The following is a 16035-nucleotide window of genomic DNA, read 5'->3' as shown; positions in this document are numbered from 1 at the left end:
GCCACCCCCACGAGGAGACAGCACCCCATGCGCCGACCACCCGCACACCAGCCACCCGCACATCGACCACCCGTCGACCGACCACCCGTCCACCGGCCGGCCGTCCACCTGCCCGCCGTGCGCCGACGAGTCGCGCGGCTCTCCGCCGTCCTGCGACGGGCCGTCGGAATCCGGCGCGCGGCCCCGGTCGCCGTCGCCGCCCTGTTCGCGGCCTGCGTGGTGGTCCTCCCCGCCCCCGCCGCGCACGCCGCGGGCAGCGTCGTCAAGGTCACCGGAGCGCAGGGCGCCTGGCAGCTCACCGTCGACGGGGCGCCGTACCAGGTCAAGGGTCTGACCTGGGGCCCCGCCGCGGCCGACGCGGCGCGGTACATGCCCGACGTGAAGTCGATGGGCGCCAATACCGTACGGACCTGGGGCACCGATGCCGGCAGCCGGCCGCTGTTCGACGCGGCGGCGGCCAACGGCGTCAAGGTCATCGCGGGCTTCTGGCTCCAGCCGGGCGGCGGTCCCGGGAGCGGTGGCTGTGTCAACTATCTGACGGACACCACGTACAAGAACAATATGCTCGCGGAGTTCCCCCGCTGGGTGGAGACCTACCGGGACCACCCCGGTGTTCTGATGTGGAACGTCGGCAACGAGTCCGTCCTCGGCCTCCAGAACTGCTACAGCGGCGACGCGCTGGAGCAGCAGCGCAACGCGTACACGACCTTTGTCAACGACATCGCGAAGAGGATCCACGCCGTCGACCCCAACCACCCGGTGACCTCGACCGACGCGTGGACGGGCGCCTGGCCGTACTACCGGCGCAACGCGCCCGACCTCGATCTGTACGCGGTGAACTCGTACGGCGATGTCTGCAATATCCAGAAGACCTGGCAGGACGGCGGCTACACCAAGCCGTACATCGTCACCGAGGGCGGTCCCGCCGGTGAGTGGGAGGTGCCGAACGACGCCAACGGTGTGCCCGACGAGCCCGCCGACACCGCGAAGGCCGCCGGCTACACCAGGGCGTGGGACTGCGTCACCGGCCACCGGGGCGTGGCGCTCGGCGCGACTCTCTTCCACTACGGCACGGAGTACGACTTCGGCGGAGTCTGGTTCAATCTGCTTCCCGCGGGCCAGAAGCGGCTCTCGTACTACGCGGTGAAGAGGGCGTACGGAGGGAACACCTCCCAGGACAACACCCCGCCCGTGATCTCCTCGATGTCGGTCGACGGGGCCGCCTCGGTGCCCGCGGGCCGGGAGTTCACCGTACGCGCCTCGGTCACGGACCCGAACGGCGATCCGCTCTCGTACCAGCTGCTCCTCGGTGGCAAGTACCTGGACAACTCCGGGCAGTTGGTCGAAACGCCCTTCACCGCCCTGGGGAACGGCACGTTCCGGCTCGTCGCGCCCGAGCGGCTCGGTGTCTGGAAGGTCTATGTCAAGGCGAGCGACGGCAAGGGCAATGTGGGCATCGAGACCAAGTCCTTCAAGGTGGTGCCGCCGCCGGTCGGCGGGACCAATGTCGCCAGGGGCAAGCCGGCCACGGCGTCCTCGGGGCAGGCGGCCGGCACCGGCTGCCCCTGCCCCGCGGGCAATGCCGTCGACGGCTCGTTCGACACGCGGTGGGCGAGCGACTGGAGCGATCCGCAGTGGATCCAGGTCGATCTCGGCCAGAAGACGGCGTTCCGCCATGTCCAGCTCGCCTGGGAGACCGCGTACGCCAAGGGCTACACCGTCCAGACCTCCGACGACGGGCAGAACTGGGCCACGCTGAGGACCGTGGCCGATGGCAACGGCGGGATCGATGATCATGAACTCGCCGGAAATGCCCGCTATGTCAGGGTAAATACCACAGTGCGGGGAACCGGCTGGGGTTACTCCCTCTACGAGTTCGGCGTCTACAGCTGACCCGGACACCTGGCCGGACGTCTGGCGCGGAGGCCCGACCACGCGCCTGACCACGCGCCCGACCCGGTTCACCGACCCCGGCCGCGCCGTCTCCTCCCCCGCCGGCGGCGCTGGGCGGCACTCCGCGGCGGGCCATGGACCCCCATGGCCCGCCGCGGATTCTCTCTGTCCCGCGCCGGGCTTCGGGGGTGGCGCGCTTCCGTATACCGGTTCCGATTGCGGGAAAAGCGTGTACCGCACCGGGCGCCGAACGGGCGCGAGGCGCACGTCAATCGGGCAGTGATCCGGGCAACAGTCACCCCGGTCGCTGAGGTGATCAGCGCAAACACCCTTCCCGAAACGGGCATGAACGGGCACAGTCGAGGCTGTGAAGAAGCTGGTCGCGGCCGGTCTCTTGCTTGTACAAACGACCCATGAGCCCGAACGGGTGCTGAGCCGCAGCAAAGCAGGGAAGTGTGTTGTCGTGGACACCGACGAGCGCCGACGAGAAATCCTTGAGATCGCCCGACGAGACGGGTCGGTGGAGGTCACCGCCCTGGCGGGGAGACTTCGGGTCGCCAAGGAGACCGTTCGGCGCGATCTGCACGCCCTGGAGGAACACGGGCTGGTGCGGCGCACCCACGGCGGCGCCTATCCGGTGGAGAGCGCCGGATTCGAGACCACTCTCGCGGTACGGACCACCCGGCTCGTGCCCCAGAAGTCCCGGATCGCGGCGGCCGCCGCCGATCTTCTCGGCGACGCGGAGACGGTCTTCGTCGACGAGGGCTTCACCCCTCAGCTCGTCGCCGAGGCGCTGCCCCGGGACCGCCCGCTGACGGTGGTGACCGCCTCCCTCGCGGTGGCGACCGCGCTCGCCGACGCGGAGAAGATCGCCGTACTGCTGCTCGGCGGCCGGGTCCGCGGCTCCACGATGGCCACGGTCGACCACTGGACCACCCGGATGCTCTCCGAGTTCGTCATCGACCTGGCGTACGTCGGAGCGAACGGCATATCCCGTGAGTACGGTCTGACCACCCCCGATCCGGCGGTCAGCGAGGTCAAGGCCCAGGCCATGCGGAGCGCGCGCCGCCGGGTCTTCGCCGGGATCCACACCAAGTTCGGCGCGGTCAGCTTCTGCCGCTTCGCCGAGGTCGGTGACTTCGAGTCGATCGTCACGGACGCGGGACTGCCCTCGGCCGAGGCGCAGCGCTACTCGCTGCTCGGGCCGCAGGTCATTCGCGTCTGACCCCACCACGTCCTTGTGTCCCCTCGCATCCCCGCACATCCCGTCCCGCCCCACCGGGTCACTCGGGTCACGTTTTTCATTTCATACCCGTAACCCCCTTCGTGTATCCGTCCCACCCTCCATCCCCTCAAGCAACCCTGGTGCCTTCCCATCCGGCACCCCCATGTCTTCCCGCATCAAACGATCAGGAGAGAACGTCATGCCACTCCAGCCACTCCAGCAACGGCGCTTCGGTGGAAGCGGCGGAATCCGTGTACGTATGGCCGCGAGCGCCGCCCTGGTGGCCCTGCTCGCGGGGTGCAGCGGCGCGGGCGGCACCTCCTCCTCGGGGGACGACACGCTCAATGTGCTCATGGTGAACAACCCGCAGATGGTCGAGTTGCAGAAGCTCACCGCGGACAACTTCACCAAGGAGACCGGGATCAAGGTCAACTTCACGGTCCTGCCGGAGAACGACGTCCGCGACAAGATCACCCAGGACTTCTCCAACCAGGCCGGTCAGTACGACGTCGCCACCATCAGCAACTTCGAGGTCCCGTTCTACGCGAAGAACGGCTGGCTGCACTCGCTCGACGAGTACTCCGCCAAGGACAAGGCCTTCGACCAGGCCGACATACTCAAGCCGCTCCAGGAGTCCCTGACCGCCGAGGACGGCAAGCTCTACGGCGAGCCCTTCTACGGCGAGTCGTCCTTCCTGATGTACCGCAAGGACGTCTTCGAGGCGAAGAAGCTCACGATGCCCGCGAAGCCCACCTGGCAGCAGGTCGCCGACCTCGCCGCCAAGGTGGACGGCGCGCAGGAGAACATGAAGGGCATCTGTCTGCGCGGACTGCCCGGCTGGGGCGAGGTCATCGCGCCGCTGACCACCGTCGTCAACACCATGGGCGGCACCTGGTTCACCAAGGACTGGGAAGCGCAGCTCACCTCCCCGGAGTTCACCAAGGCGACCCAGTTCTATGTCGACCTGGTGCGTGACCACGGCCAGGCGGGCGCTCCGCAGTCCGGCTACGCCGAGTGCCTCAACAACATGACGCAGGGCAACTCGGCCATGTGGTACGACGCCACCGCGGGCGCCGGATCGCTGGAGGCCAAGGGCTCCCCGGTCAAGGGCAAGATCGGCTATGTGCCGGCCCCCGTGGACAAGACGGAGAGCTCGGGCTGGCTCTACACCTGGGCCTGGGGCATGCAGAAGGCCTCCACCAAGACCGAGAGCGCGTGGAAGTTCATCTCCTGGGCGTCCAGCAAGGAGTACGAGAACCTCGTCGGCGAGAAGATCGGCTGGGCCAACGTGCCCGCGGGCAAGCGCGCCTCGACCTACGCCAACCCCGACTATCTGAAGGACGCGGCGGCCTTCGCCGAGGTCACCAAGGAGGCCATCGCCACCGCGAACCCGCGTGACCCGGGCACCCAGCCGCGCCCGACCGTCGGCATCCAGTTCGTCGACATCCCCGAGTTCACCGATCTGGGCACCAAGGTCTCGCAGGAGATCAGCGCCGCCATCGCGGGCAAGAAGTCGGTGGCCGAGGCGCTGAAGACCTCGCAGGCGCTCGCCGAGAAGGTCGGCAAGGAGCAGCAGTGAGCACCTCCGTCACTACCCCCCCGCTCTCCCCGGCCGGCGCGTCGCGCCCCGGCGCCCCACGGCGCGCCGGCCGGAGGGCCTCCGGCCGGGCCCGCGCCTGGGCCACCCGGGCCCCGCTGCTGCCCGCGCTGGTCTTCCTGATCGCGGTCACCCAGCTGCCCTTCGTGGCGACGCTGGTGATCTCGGTCTTCGACTGGAACTCGCTCGCCCCCGACGAGCGCGGCTTCGCCGGACTCGCCAACTACGGGTCCGTGTTCTCCGACGCGAGCCTGCGGGAGTCGGTGTTCACCACCGTCCTGCTCACCGCGAGCGTCGTGATCGTCAGCGTGATCCTCGGACTGCTGCTCGCCCTGCTGCTGGACCGCAAGTTCTTCGGCCGCGGCTTTGTCCGTACCCTGCTCATCACCCCGTTCCTGCTGGTCCCCGTCTCGGCGGCGCTGCTGTGGAAGCACGCGCTCTACAACCCCGAGTACGGCCTGTTCAACGGGGCCTGGGCGTGGTTCACCGGACTGTTCGGGGTGAGCAGTCCGGCCCAGCCGGACTGGATCTCGGACATGCCCCTGATCGCGGTCGAGGCGTCCCTCGTCTGGCAGTGGACACCGTTCATGATGCTCATCCTGCTCGCCGGGCTCCAGAGCAGGCCGGCCGAGATCATCGAGGCCGCGAAGCTGGACGGCGCGACCGCCTGGCAGACCTTCCGCTTTCTGACGCTGCCGCATCTGCGCCGCTATCTGGAACTGGGCGTCCTGCTCGGCTCGATCTACATCGTGCAGAACTTCGACGCGGTCTTCACCCTCACCTCGGGCGGGCTCGGCACCGCGAACCTCCCGTACACCATCTACCAGACCTTCTACCAGGCTCACGAGTACGGACTGGCCTCCGCCGCCGGAGTCGTCGTCGTGATCGGCACGATCGTGATCGCGACCTTCGCCCTGCGCGTCGTCTCGTCCCTCTTCAGTGAGGAGGCGAACCGCGCATGAGTACCTTCTCGGCCCCGCGGACGGCGGTCGCACAGCCCAGGATCGATCCGTACGCGCCCGCCGCCCGGCGGGCCAGGCGGCGCTCCGCCGGACTCGGGCTGCTCGCCTGGATCGTCGGTGTCGTCTTCTGTCTGCCGGCGCTCTGGATGCTGCTCACCTCGTTCCACTCGGAGGCGGACGCGGCGACCAACCCGCCCTCCTTCGGCGCGGGACTCACCCTCGACAGCTACCGGGTCTTCTTCGGCGCGGGAGGCGGCGCGAGCCCCTGGCCGCCGCTGATCAACTCCCTGACGGCGTCCCTGTTCTCCACGGTGTTCGTGCTGGTCCTGGCGCTCCCCGCGGCGTACGCCCTCTCCATCAAGCGGGTGGAGAAGTGGACGGACGTGATGTTCTTCTTCCTCTCCACGAAGATGCTGCCGGTCGTGGCCGGACTGCTGCCCGTGTATCTCTTCGCGAAGAACGTCGGCATGCTGGACAACATCTGGCTGCTCGTCATCCTCTACACCTCGATGAATCTGCCGATCGCGGTCTGGATGATGCAGTCCTTCCTCGCGGACGTCCCGGTCTCCATCATCGAGGCCGCCCAGGTGGACGGCGCCCGGCTGCCGACGGTGCTGGCCCGGGTGGTCGCACCGGTCGCCGCGCCGGGCATCGCGGCCACCGCCCTGATCTGCTTCATCTTCAGCTGGAACGAGCTGCTCTTCGCCCGGGTGCTCACCGGGGTGACGGCCCAGACCGCACCTGTTTTCCTGACGGGCTTCGTCACCAGCCAGGGGCTCTTCCTCGCCCAGCTCTGCGCGGCGTCCGTCGTTGTCTCCCTGCCGGTGCTCGCAGCCGGTTTCGCCGCCCAGGACAAGCTGGTCCAGGGCCTTTCTCTTGGAGCTGTTAAGTAATGAGGGCAGCGATCGTCGAAGCCGTCGGCAAGGTCTCCGTCACGACGGTGCCCGACCCCACCCCGGGCCCCCGGGATGTGGTCGTCTCCGTCGCGTCGTGCGGCCTGTGCGGCACCGATCTGCACATTCTCCAGGGGGAGTTCGCGCCCACCCTGCCGATCGTGCCCGGTCACGAGTTCGCCGGTGAGATCGTGGAAATCGGCTCCGACGTCACTGAACTGGCCGTGGGCGACAAGGTGGCCGTCGACCCGTCGCTGTACTGCCACGAGTGCCGCTACTGCCGGGCCGGACGGGGCAACCTGTGCGACCGGTGGAACGCGATCGGTGTCAGCAAGCCCGGCGGCGCCGCCGAGTACGCCGTCGCGCCCGTCGCCAACTGTGTCAAGCTGCCCGACCACATCGACGTACGGGACGCGGCGCTGATCGAACCGCTCTCCTGCGCGGTCCGCGGATACGACGTCCTCAGCTCCACGCTCGGCGCCGAGGTGCTGATCTACGGTTCGGGGACCATGGGACTCATGATGCTCGAACTCGCCAAGCGCACCGGCGCCGCCGCCGTCGACGTCCTGGACATCAACCCGGAGCGGCTGGCGACGGCGAGCAAGCTCGGCTGTTCGCGCACCGCCGCCTCGGCGGAGGAGTTCGACCGGCCGGGCGGCTGGGACTTCGTGATCGACGCCACCGGGAACGCGGCCGCCATCCAGGACGGTCTCGGCCGGGTCGCCAAGGGCGGCACCTTCCTCCAGTTCGGGGTCTCCGACTACGCGACGACCGCGGTCATCGAGCCGTACCGCATCTACAACCAGGAGATCACCATCACCGGCTCCATGGCGGTGCTGCACAGCTACGAGCGGGCCGCCGCGCTCTTCGCCACCGGTGTGCTCGACCCCGCGGTCTTCATCAGCGACCGGATGCCGCTGGAGGAGTACCCGCAGGCGATCGAGCGGTTCAAGGCGGGCCAGGGCCGCAAGATCGTGGTGGAGCCGTGACGCAGGAGCGGCCGGTCCGCGAGGGCGCCGTCCTGGTGATGGGGGAGGCGCTCATCGACCTCGTACCGTCACCGCAGGACCCGGCGGCCTACCGCGCCGAGCCGGGCGGCGCCCCCGCCAATGTCGCGACGGGACTCGCCCGGCTCGGTACGCCGAGCTGGTTCGCGGGCGCGCTCGGCGGGGACGGCTTCGCGCGGATGATCGAACAGCGGCTGGTCTCGGCCGGTACGGAGCTCGGTCTCTGCGCGCGCTCGGAGCTGCCCACCACGCTCGCGGTCGCCGACCCGGGCCCGGAGGGCACCAGTTACCACTTCCATCTCCAGGACACGGCGACCTTCCGGCTGCCGGACCACTCCGCCGAGGTGGACCGGTTCGCCGCGGTGTACGCGGGCGGTGTCGCGGCGGTCGTCGGACCGGCCGCCGAGGCCGTCGCGTCCACCGCGCGCGCCGCCGCCGCGCGCTCCCTGCTGGTGGTGGACCCCAATGTGCGCGAGGACCGGACGATCGATCCGGAGACGGGCGTGCGGCGGCTGCGCGAGCTGTGCTCGCTGGCCCAGGTCGTCAAGGCCAGCGACGAGGATCTGGTACGGCTCTGGCCCGGCACCGACCCCGACGAGACCTGCCGGAGGCTGGCCGCGGAGGGCAGGCTCGTGGTGGTCACCCGTGGCGCCAAGGGCAGTACGGGGTACGCGGGCTCCTCGGAGCCGGTGTCCGTGCCCGCAGTGCCGGTCGAGGTGGTCAACACCATCGGCGCGGGAGACGCCTTCATGTCCGGACTTCTCCACTGGCTGACCACCACCGGGGCGCACCGGGAGGGGGGCGCCGCCGCGCTGTCGCCCGACGAGGTGGCGCGGATGCTGGGCTTCGCCTCTCAGGTGGCCGCCTCGGTGTGCGCCCAGACCGGTACGGAACCATCGAAAGAAATTGATATCCGCCCTTATCTGAACCAATAACACCGGGGTCCTCACCCCCAACGGCCGGAGCCACCGTCCCCCTCCCCAGGGCGGTGGCTCCAGCCGTTCACACGTCAGGCGTTACGCGACGCGCTCGGTGCTCATGTCCGTGTCAGGCCGCCTCGCGGTTCCTCCCGGACAGGGCGCGGATGATCTCCGCGTAGCGGTGGCCGCTGCCCTTGATGGTGCGGCGCTGGGTCTCGTAGTCCACGTGGACCAGACCGAACCGCTTGTCGTAGCCGTACGCCCACTCGAAGTTGTCCATCAGCGACCAGGCGAAGTACCCGGCGAGCGGGGCGCCCTTCTCCACGGCGCGCGCGCAGGCGGCGAGATGCTCGTCCAGATACCGGGCACGCTCGGGGTCGTCGACGGTGCCGTCCGCCCGTACGGTGTCGGGGAAGGCCGAGCCGTTCTCGGTGACGAAGATCCGCTGCGCGCCGTACTCGTCCTTCAGCCGGAGCAGGAGCTGCTCCAGACCGTCGGCGTGCACCTCCCACCCCATGTGGGTGTGGCGGGCGTCCGGCACGTCCACCTGGCGGGCGAACGGCGCCGGGCCCGTCGGGTCGTCCTGGACGATCTGGCGGAAGTAGTAGTTGAGCCCCAGCCAGTCCAGCGGCGTCGCGATGGTCTCCAGATCGCCGGGGCGCACCGGCAGATCCACCCCGTACAGATCGAGCATGTCCTGCGGGTAGCCGCGGCCGTGGATCGGGTCCAGCCACCAGCGGTTCGTGTGACCGTCGGCACGGACGGCGGCGGCGCGGTCCGCGTCGCTGTCGCTCGCCGGCTCGATCGGGCTGAGATTGTTGACGATGCCGACCCGGGCGTCCGAGGAGGCCGCGCGGATCGCCTGCACCGCGAGACCGTGCCCGAGGTGGAGGTGGTACGAGGTGCGCACGGCGGCCGTCAGATCGGTCAGTCCCGGCGCCATCGTGCCGTCGAGATGGCCGATCCAGGACGAGCAGAGCGGCTCGTTGAGGGTCGCCCAGTCCTTCACCCGGTCACCGAGCCGCTCGGCGACGGCCGAGGCGTACGCCGCGAAGTGCTCGGCGGTGTCCCGGGACGGCCAGCCGCCGCGGTCCTGGAGGATCTGCGGCAGATCCCAGTGGTAGAGCGTGGCGAACGGGGTGATGCCCGCCTCCAGCAGACCGTCCACCAGCCGGTCGTAGAACGCGAGCCCGCGCTCGTTCACCGGTCCGTCACCGCCGGGCACGATCCGCGGCCAGGCGATCGAGAACCGGTACGCGTCCACACCGAGCTGCTTCATCAGCCCGATGTCCTCGGGCACGCGGTGGTAGTGGTCGCAGGCCACATCGCCGTTGTCGTTGTTGTCGATCTTGCCCGGAGTGTGCGAGAACGTGTCCCAGATGGAGGGGGTACGGCCGTCCTCGGCCACGGCTCCCTCGATCTGGTACGCGGCGGTGGCGACGCCCCAGGTGAAATCGTGGGGGAGGGCGTTGAGGTCGTTCACGGACTGCCTTTCTGAATGGGTCACTTCACGGCGCCCGCGGTCAGGCCGGCGACGAGGTAGCGCTGGAGAAGAAGGAACCCGATGACCACGGGCACGCTGACGACCAGCGAGGCGGCCATGATCTGGTTCCAGTAGACATCGTTCTGGGTGGCGTACCCCTGGAGACCGACGGCCAGGGTCCTGGTGGTGTCGTTGGTCATGACGGAGGCGAAGAGGACTTCGCCCCAGGCCGTCATGAACGCGTAGACGGCGACGGCGACGATGCCGGGTACCGCGGCGGGCACCACCACCTGGAAGAGCGCGCGGATGGGCCCGGCGCCGTCCACCATGGCGGCCTCGTCCAGCTCCCTGGGGATCGAGTCGAAGTACCCGATCAGCATCCAGATGGAGAACGGCAGCGAGAACGTCAGATAGGTGAGGATCAGACCGCCGCGCGAGCCGTACAGCTCGACGCCCGTGCTGTTCCCGATGTTCACGAAGATCAGGAACAGCGGGAGCAGGAAGAGGATACCGGGGAACATCTGGGTGGAGAGCACCGTGACGGTGAACACCCGCTTGCCGCGGAAGCGGTAGCGGCTCACCGCGTACGCGGCGAACACCGCGATCACGACGGAGAGCACGGTCGCGGAACCGGCCACGATCAGCGAGTTCACGAAGTACTTCGCGAGCGGGACGGTCTTCCAGATGTCGAAGTACGGACGGACCGTGAGGTTCGTCGGGAACCACTGGAACTTGCCCGACACGTCCTGGAGCGGCTTGAGCGAGCTGCTGACCATCACATAGACGGGCAGCAGCGCGAAGGCCGCCAGCAGTGTGAGAACGACACGGCGCGTCCAGATGAACGACTGCGGCGGTGCGATGGGAGACCTGGGCCTAGGCATCGGAGCCCTTCCTTCCCCGTGAGGTGACGAGCAGATAGACCGCCGTGACGACCAGCAGGAAGAGCAGCAGCAGGACGGACATCGCGGATCCCGAACCGAAGTTCCAGGTGACGAACGACGACTGGTAGATATGGATCGAGATCAGGTCCGCCGCTTCCGGGGCCGACTTGCCGAACAGCACATAGGGCGTGTTGAAGTCGTTGAACGTCCACAGGAACAGCACGAGCACCAGCACCTGGTTGACCGGGCGCAGCGACGGCAGGGTGATCTTGCGGATCTGCTGCCAGATGCCCGCTCCGTCGATGGAGGCGGCCTCGTAGAGATCACGCGGGATGTTCTGGAGGGCCGCCATCAGCATCAGGAACGCGAAGGGCCAGGACTTCCAGAGCGAGACGATGACCAGTGCGACGAAGCTGTTGTTGCCGATCAGCCAGAACGACGGCTCGTCGGTGAGGCCGAGCTGGTCGTGCAGTACGTGATTGATGATGCCGTTGTCGTGCTGGAACATGAACGCCCAGGTGATGACCGCCGCGTACACGGGCAGGGCGTACGGGACGAGGAAGATCGTCCGCAGGATGCTCCGGCCGCGGAAGTTCTCCTGGAGCATGATCGCCGCCGCCACACCGAACAGCCAGGACAGCCCGACGGAGAGCACGGTGAAGGCGCAGGTCACCAGGAACGAGTGGAGCAGCGCCTGACCGATCGGGGCATCGAAATCGATGGCGATCTTGTAGTTGTCAAAACCGGCGGAGGGCGAATTGCCCCAGTTCCTGATGAAGAACTGGGTGAGCTGCCGGAAGCTCACCCAGATCCCGATCACCATCGGGATGATGTGGATGAGCAGTTCGAGCACGACCGCGGGCAGCAGCAGGAGATAGGGCAGACCGCCCTGACGGATCCGGTCGGGGATGCGCAGCAGACGACGTGGTCCGCGCGCACCCCCGTTCTCCGTCTTCTCCGATGTGCCCGCCTTGTGCCCGGTACTGGGTGTCACGGTGGCGGTCATGGAGAAAGCCTCACTGTGCCATCTGCTGCTGGGCCTTGGTCAGGGCCGCCTTGACGGATTCGGTGGTCACCGGCTTGCCGGCCGCGGCATCGGCCCACAGCTCCTTGACGGCCGTACCGACGGTCGTCTCGAACTGCGACTCGTTCGGGACCTGGGGGAGCGGGGCGGCGCTGGTGGCCAGCGTGTCACGCAGGACCTTCAGGTCGGGCGCGGCGAACGCCGGGTCCTCCTGGGCGGCCTTCACCGGCGGGATCGCGCCGAACGTCTTGTTGAGCAGCTTCTGCTCTTCGTCGCTCGTCATGAACTTCACGAACTTCTTGGCGCCGTCGACGTTCTTGGTGTTGTTGAACACCGCGATGTTGATGCCGGCGACCATGGAGTTGGTGTTCTGGCCGGCGCCCGGGGTGCCGGACTGGACCGGAACGGGGGCGACGCCCCAGTCCTCGGGCTTCATGCCCTGGGAGGCGAAGGTCGAGGCCGCGGCCTGCCACAGCACCATGGCGGTCTTGCCCTTGGAGAAGTCCTGGAGGGACTGGTTCTGGGCGTACTCCGCGTTGCCCGGAGCGATGATCTTGTCCTTGGCCATGAAGTCGACGTACTGCTTCACCGCGGCGACGGCGCCGTCGGAGGTGAAGGTCGGCTTGCCCGCCTTGTCGAAGAAGTCGACACCGTGCTGCTTACCGAGCACGAAGACCTGGTGGATGTTGTTGGAGAGGTTGCCACCCTCGGCGCCCAGCGCCCACTTGCCGTCCTTGGAGATCTTCTTGCCGTCGGCGACAAGCTGGTCCCAGGTGGCCGGAGGCTGCGTGATACCGGCGTCCGCGAACATCTTCTTGTTGTAGTAGAGCGCGTAGGACAGCGAGTACAGCGGCACGGCGGCGGGGTCCTGACCCTCCGCGCCGGCCGAGGCGACCGCCGAGTCGACGAACCGGTCCCGGCCGCCGATCGCGTCGAAGTTCTTCTGGTCCCACGGCAGCAGCGCACCCGTGGCCTGGAGGGAGGCCGACCAGGTGTTGCCGATGTTCAGCACGTCGGGGCCCGCGCCCGACGTGGTGGCGGCGAGGATCCGGTTGAGCAGATCGGACCACGGGATGACTTCGAGCTTGACCTTGATCCCGGTCTGCTCCTCGAACTTCTTGAGTTCGGGCGTGAGTATCTTCTTGTCCGCCTCGATGTTGGGCCCCTGGTTGGATGCCCAGTACGTCAGGGTTTTGGGTGATTCGTTACTTCCACCCTCGCTGGAGGAACCGCCACCGCAGCCGGCGACGGCGGTGAGGGCACTGGCGACGGCTACTGCTGCTGCGGCTCTGATGGTGCGCATGTGAGATGGCCCCTTTCCGGGGGTGGCAGCGTTCGAGAGTCGAACGGCCTCCATGACTTAATTTATGACGTGATTTAAGAGCTGAGAGAAGGTCGCGTCAAGGCCTGGGACCGGGGTATGTTGCGTCCACGGAAGGAGCACCATGGGAGAGCGCGGCAGACGGACGGTGCGTGACCTGCGAAGGGACAACCGTGCCAGGGTTGTACAACGGTTGTATTTCGACGGTCCGCTGAGCCGCCAGGAGCTGGGTGCCGCCACCGGACTGAGTTCAGGTTCTATCAGCAACGTCGTTGCCGAACTCGCCGCCGAGGGCCTTCTGGAGGAGGCGGGAGTCGTCGATTCCGACGGCGGACGCCCCCGTACACTGCTGCGTGTCGCCCCCGGCGGGGGACTGCTCATCGGAATCGACATCGGTGAGACACGGGTCCGTGTCGAACTCTTCGATCTCTCCCTCACCGAACTGGCCCGTACCGACCGGCTGCTGGCCCAGCACGGCTACGACGTCGAGCGCATCGTCTCCCATGTCTGTTCCGGTGTCGCCGATGTGCTGCGCGACGCGGGCGTGGATCCGGAGCGGCTCCTCGGTATCGGTATCGGGGTCCCCGGGATCATCGAACGCGGCGGGCGGGACGGGGCCGTGGTGCACGGCCAGACCATCGGCTGGACCGCCGTCCCCTTCGAGAAGCTGCTGCGTGCCGTTCTGGGCGTACCGTCCGAGGTGCCGCTCTTCATCGACAACGGAGCCAAGACCCTCGGGCAGGCCGAGATGTGGTTCGGCGGCGGCCGGGGAGCCGGCACGGCCGCGATCGCGCTCATCGGCTCCGGGGTCGGCGCCAGCGTCATCCACGGCGGCGCGCTGGTCGAGGAGAGCGGCCGTGGCAGCGCGCTCGAATGGGGCCATACCACCGTGCACATGGGCGGACGCCGCTGCCGCTGCGGCTCCATCGGCTGTCTGGAGGCGTACGCCGGAGCGGAGGCGATGCGCGAGAGATGGTACGAAGCGGGCGGACCGCTCCCGGACGACGCGGACGACGAGACCGCGCTGGCGGCGCTGCTCGAAGCGGCCTTTCCCGAGGACGACGGCATCGAGCCCGACCCGGTGGCCGTGTCGCTCCTCGACGACACCGCCAGATGTCTGGGCGCGGCCGTCGCCGATCTGATCAATCTCTTCCTGCCCGAGCGCATCCTGCTCGGCGGCTGGGCGGGACTGCTGATCGGGCCGCATCTGCTGCCCGAGATCCGGCGCCACGCGGAGGCGTACGCGCTCCGGCACCCGGCGGAGCGCACCACCATCGAGCTGGGCCATCTCGGCCCGGACGCGGTGACGGTGGGGGCCGCGACGCTGCCCCTCGCCGCGTTCCTCGCGCGCGGCGGCAGCCGTCCGAGGGTCCCGGGGCCGTCCCAGGAACCGGACCCGGGCGGTATCTCCGTGTCCCGCCGCTGGCACCGTGCTTCGACGGCGGCGGGGGAGCCGACAGGCTGACCGGGCTGACGGCACCGGCCTTATGACGGGTCGATGGAATGTAGCCACTTGGGTTATTTCGGCCGAAATGCCCGTTTGATTCGACCCGAATCCATGCCTGTGGTCCGACGGAGACCCGAGCCCGTACCCATGGTCTGACGGAGAGCCGGGCGCAGTGGCGCGGGAGCCCGTCGGGTCAGGCCGAGCCGCGTACCACCAGCGACGGTTCGAAGATCACCGACGTGACCGCGTGGTCCGGGCCCGCCAGCCGGTCCAGCAGCAGCCTGGCCATCTCCCCCGCCATCTCCTCCACGGGCTGTCTGATGGTGGTCAGCGGCGGCCGGCAGGCGAGCGCCGCGCTGCTGTCGTCGAAACCGATCACCGCGACATCCTCCGGCACCCGTCTGCCGTGTTCACGGAGGACATGGCACGCGCCCACCGCCATCAGGTCGTTCGCCGCGAACACGCCGTCGAGATCGGGGTGTTCGGCGAGCAGCCGCTCCATCGCCGTCTCCCCGCTCTCCTGGGTGAACCGCCCCTCGGCGATGGGGATGTACGGATGGCCCCGCCGCGCCATCGTGTCGCGGAAGCCCGCCAGCCGGTCCTGGCCCGCGGGCACGTCCAGCGGACCCGTGATCGTGGCGATCCGCCGGCAGCCGCGTGCGAGCAGATGCTCGGCGGCCAGCCGCGCGCCGTCCTGATGGGCGAGATCGACATAGCTGATACGGGCGGGCCGGGCCGGGCGCGCGTAGAGAACGGCGGGCAGCCCCGCGTCCGTGATCAGCGCGGGCAGCGGATCCTCGGCGTGGGTCGACACCACGAGCGCGCCGTCCGCGTTGCCCTGGCGAAGATATGAGACGACCTCGTCACGGGTGCGGGAGGTCTCGGCGAACATCAGCACCGGATACATCCCCCGGGGCCGGAGGTAGTTGACGACTCCCGCCACCACCCGGCCGAAGAACGGGTCGGCGAAGACCCGCGCGGTGAAAGAGCTGTTGGCGCCGTCGGGACCGGCCGCGCCCTCGCTCCCGTCCGCGGCCGCGCCGGGGGCGGTGGCTTCCGTGTCCCGCGGGGCCGGTCCGGCGGCGGTGCCACCGGCCGAACCGTTCGCCGCGCCGTCCGCCGATTCCCCGTCCGAGTCGTCCCCGGCTCCCGAGACCACCAGCGCGATCGCGTCCGCGCGCCGGGTGACCAGGGAGCGGGCCGCGCGGTTGGGCGTGTAGCCGGTCGCGGCCACCGCCTGCCGTACGGACTCCTGTATCGCCGGGTCGACATTGCGGACGCCGTTGACGACCCGCGAGACCGTGGCGCGGGAGACACCGGCGGCTCGCGCCACATCCTCCAGGGTGGGTGCGCCTGCCGGTCGCGGGTCTTCCGTCATGACC

Annotated in this window: 13 protein-coding genes; 8 read left to right on the top strand and 5 right to left on the bottom strand. The window is 68.8% G+C overall.

Annotated elements, in window-relative coordinates:
* Nucleotides 1-27 precede the first annotated feature (27 nt).
* The 7 genes from OG214_RS03910 to OG214_RS03880 all read left to right on the top strand — a co-directional run bounded on the left by OG214_RS03910 (nucleotide 28) and on the right by OG214_RS03880 (nucleotide 8512).
* The gene (locus OG214_RS03910; protein WP_405983773.1) at nucleotides 28-1893 is read left to right on the top strand and encodes a discoidin domain-containing protein; all 1866 of its coding nucleotides are present in this window, start codon (nucleotides 28-30) and stop codon (nucleotides 1891-1893) included.
* 463 nt (nucleotides 1894-2356) lie between these two features.
* Nucleotides 2357-3118: a DeoR/GlpR family DNA-binding transcription regulator gene (locus OG214_RS03905; protein WP_363084911.1), complete on the top strand. Its 762-nt coding sequence runs from the start codon at nucleotides 2357-2359 to the stop codon at nucleotides 3116-3118.
* Nucleotides 3119-3377: 259 nt separating this feature from the next.
* Nucleotides 3378-4697 carry a sugar ABC transporter substrate-binding protein gene (locus OG214_RS03900; RefSeq protein WP_363084916.1) on the top strand — a complete coding sequence of 440 codons (1320 nt, stop codon included), beginning with the start codon at nucleotides 3378-3380 and terminating at the stop codon, nucleotides 4695-4697.
* Nucleotides 4694-5677 (top strand): carbohydrate ABC transporter permease, encoded by a 984-nt coding sequence (locus OG214_RS03895; protein WP_405983772.1) that lies wholly within the window; start codon nucleotides 4694-4696, stop codon nucleotides 5675-5677. The genes OG214_RS03900 and OG214_RS03895 overlap by 4 nt, the downstream gene beginning before the upstream one ends.
* Entirely contained in the window at nucleotides 5674-6570 is an 897-nt protein-coding gene (locus tag OG214_RS03890) for a carbohydrate ABC transporter permease (protein WP_363086318.1), read from the top strand. The genes OG214_RS03895 and OG214_RS03890 overlap by 4 nt, the downstream gene beginning before the upstream one ends.
* Nucleotides 6570-7559, top strand: a complete 990-nt coding sequence (locus OG214_RS03885; protein ID WP_382857776.1) for a zinc-dependent alcohol dehydrogenase family protein — start codon at nucleotides 6570-6572, stop codon at nucleotides 7557-7559. Before OG214_RS03890 ends, OG214_RS03885 begins: the two co-directional genes overlap by 1 nt.
* A gap of 38 nt (nucleotides 7560-7597) precedes the next feature.
* Nucleotides 7598-8512 (top strand): PfkB family carbohydrate kinase, encoded by a 915-nt coding sequence (locus OG214_RS03880; RefSeq protein WP_405987421.1) that lies wholly within the window; start codon nucleotides 7598-7600, stop codon nucleotides 8510-8512.
* A 112-nt stretch (nucleotides 8513-8624) separates the two neighbouring features.
* Here the strand turns inward: OG214_RS03880 and OG214_RS03875 are convergent, their stop codons facing one another.
* From OG214_RS03875 to OG214_RS03860, 4 genes are read right to left on the bottom strand one after another with little or no spacing between them, the layout of a single operon-like run.
* The gene (locus tag OG214_RS03875) at nucleotides 8625-9980 is read right to left on the bottom strand and encodes a GH1 family beta-glucosidase (protein ID WP_363085046.1); all 1356 of its coding nucleotides are present in this window, start codon (nucleotides 9978-9980) and stop codon (nucleotides 8625-8627) included.
* Between the two features lie 20 nt (nucleotides 9981-10000).
* On the bottom strand, nucleotides 10001-10861 hold the full coding sequence (locus tag OG214_RS03870) for a carbohydrate ABC transporter permease (RefSeq protein WP_363085045.1): 861 nt from the start codon (nucleotides 10859-10861) through the stop codon (nucleotides 10001-10003).
* Nucleotides 10854-11867, bottom strand: a complete 1014-nt coding sequence (locus tag OG214_RS03865; protein WP_363085044.1) for a sugar ABC transporter permease — start codon at nucleotides 11865-11867, stop codon at nucleotides 10854-10856. Before OG214_RS03865 ends, OG214_RS03870 begins: the two co-directional genes overlap by 8 nt.
* Before the next feature lie 10 nt (nucleotides 11868-11877).
* A complete protein-coding gene (locus OG214_RS03860; RefSeq protein WP_363085043.1) occupies nucleotides 11878-13188 on the bottom strand; it encodes an extracellular solute-binding protein in 1311 nt (436 codons plus the stop codon).
* Between the two features lie 142 nt (nucleotides 13189-13330).
* Between OG214_RS03860 and OG214_RS03855 the strand changes: the two genes are divergently transcribed.
* Nucleotides 13331-14671, top strand: a complete 1341-nt coding sequence (locus tag OG214_RS03855; protein WP_405983771.1) for an ROK family protein — start codon at nucleotides 13331-13333, stop codon at nucleotides 14669-14671.
* A 175-nt stretch (nucleotides 14672-14846) separates the two neighbouring features.
* On the opposite strand, the gene OG214_RS03850 is transcribed toward OG214_RS03855, so the two are convergent.
* Nucleotides 14847-16031: a LacI family DNA-binding transcriptional regulator gene (locus OG214_RS03850; protein ID WP_405983770.1), complete on the bottom strand. Its 1185-nt coding sequence runs from the start codon at nucleotides 16029-16031 to the stop codon at nucleotides 14847-14849.
* Nucleotides 16032-16035 lie beyond the last annotated feature (4 nt).

The organism is Streptomyces sp. NBC_00872, from assembly GCF_045161915.1.
Classification (GTDB): Bacteria; Actinomycetota; Actinomycetes; order Streptomycetales; family Streptomycetaceae; genus Streptomyces.
This window is presented reverse-complemented; position numbering and strand designations above follow the sequence as displayed.

Bases quoted from the DNA above. Each gene is read 5' to 3' on its own strand.
- OG214_RS03870 (WP_363085045.1), bottom strand. From the start codon at position 10,861: ATGCCTAGGCCCAGGTCTCCCATCGCACCGCCGCAGTCGTTCATCTGG.
- OG214_RS03860 (WP_363085043.1), bottom strand. From the start codon at position 13,188: ATGCGCACCATCAGAGCCGCAGCAGCAGTAGCCGTCGCCAGTGCCCTC.
- OG214_RS03850 (WP_405983770.1), bottom strand. From the start codon at position 16,031: ATGACGGAAGACCCGCGACCGGCAGGCGCACCCACCCTGGAGGATGTG.
- OG214_RS03865 (WP_363085044.1), bottom strand. From the start codon at position 11,867: ATGACCGCCACCGTGACACCCAGTACCGGGCACAAGGCGGGCACATCG.
- OG214_RS03900 (WP_363084916.1), top strand. From the start codon at position 3,378: ATGGCCGCGAGCGCCGCCCTGGTGGCCCTGCTCGCGGGGTGCAGCGGC.
- OG214_RS03910 (WP_405983773.1), top strand. From the start codon at position 28: ATGCGCCGACCACCCGCACACCAGCCACCCGCACATCGACCACCCGTC.
- OG214_RS03880 (WP_405987421.1), top strand. From the start codon at position 7,598: ATGGGGGAGGCGCTCATCGACCTCGTACCGTCACCGCAGGACCCGGCG.
- OG214_RS03885 (WP_382857776.1), top strand. From the start codon at position 6,570: ATGAGGGCAGCGATCGTCGAAGCCGTCGGCAAGGTCTCCGTCACGACG.
- OG214_RS03890 (WP_363086318.1), top strand. From the start codon at position 5,674: ATGAGTACCTTCTCGGCCCCGCGGACGGCGGTCGCACAGCCCAGGATC.
- OG214_RS03855 (WP_405983771.1), top strand. From the start codon at position 13,331: ATGGGAGAGCGCGGCAGACGGACGGTGCGTGACCTGCGAAGGGACAAC.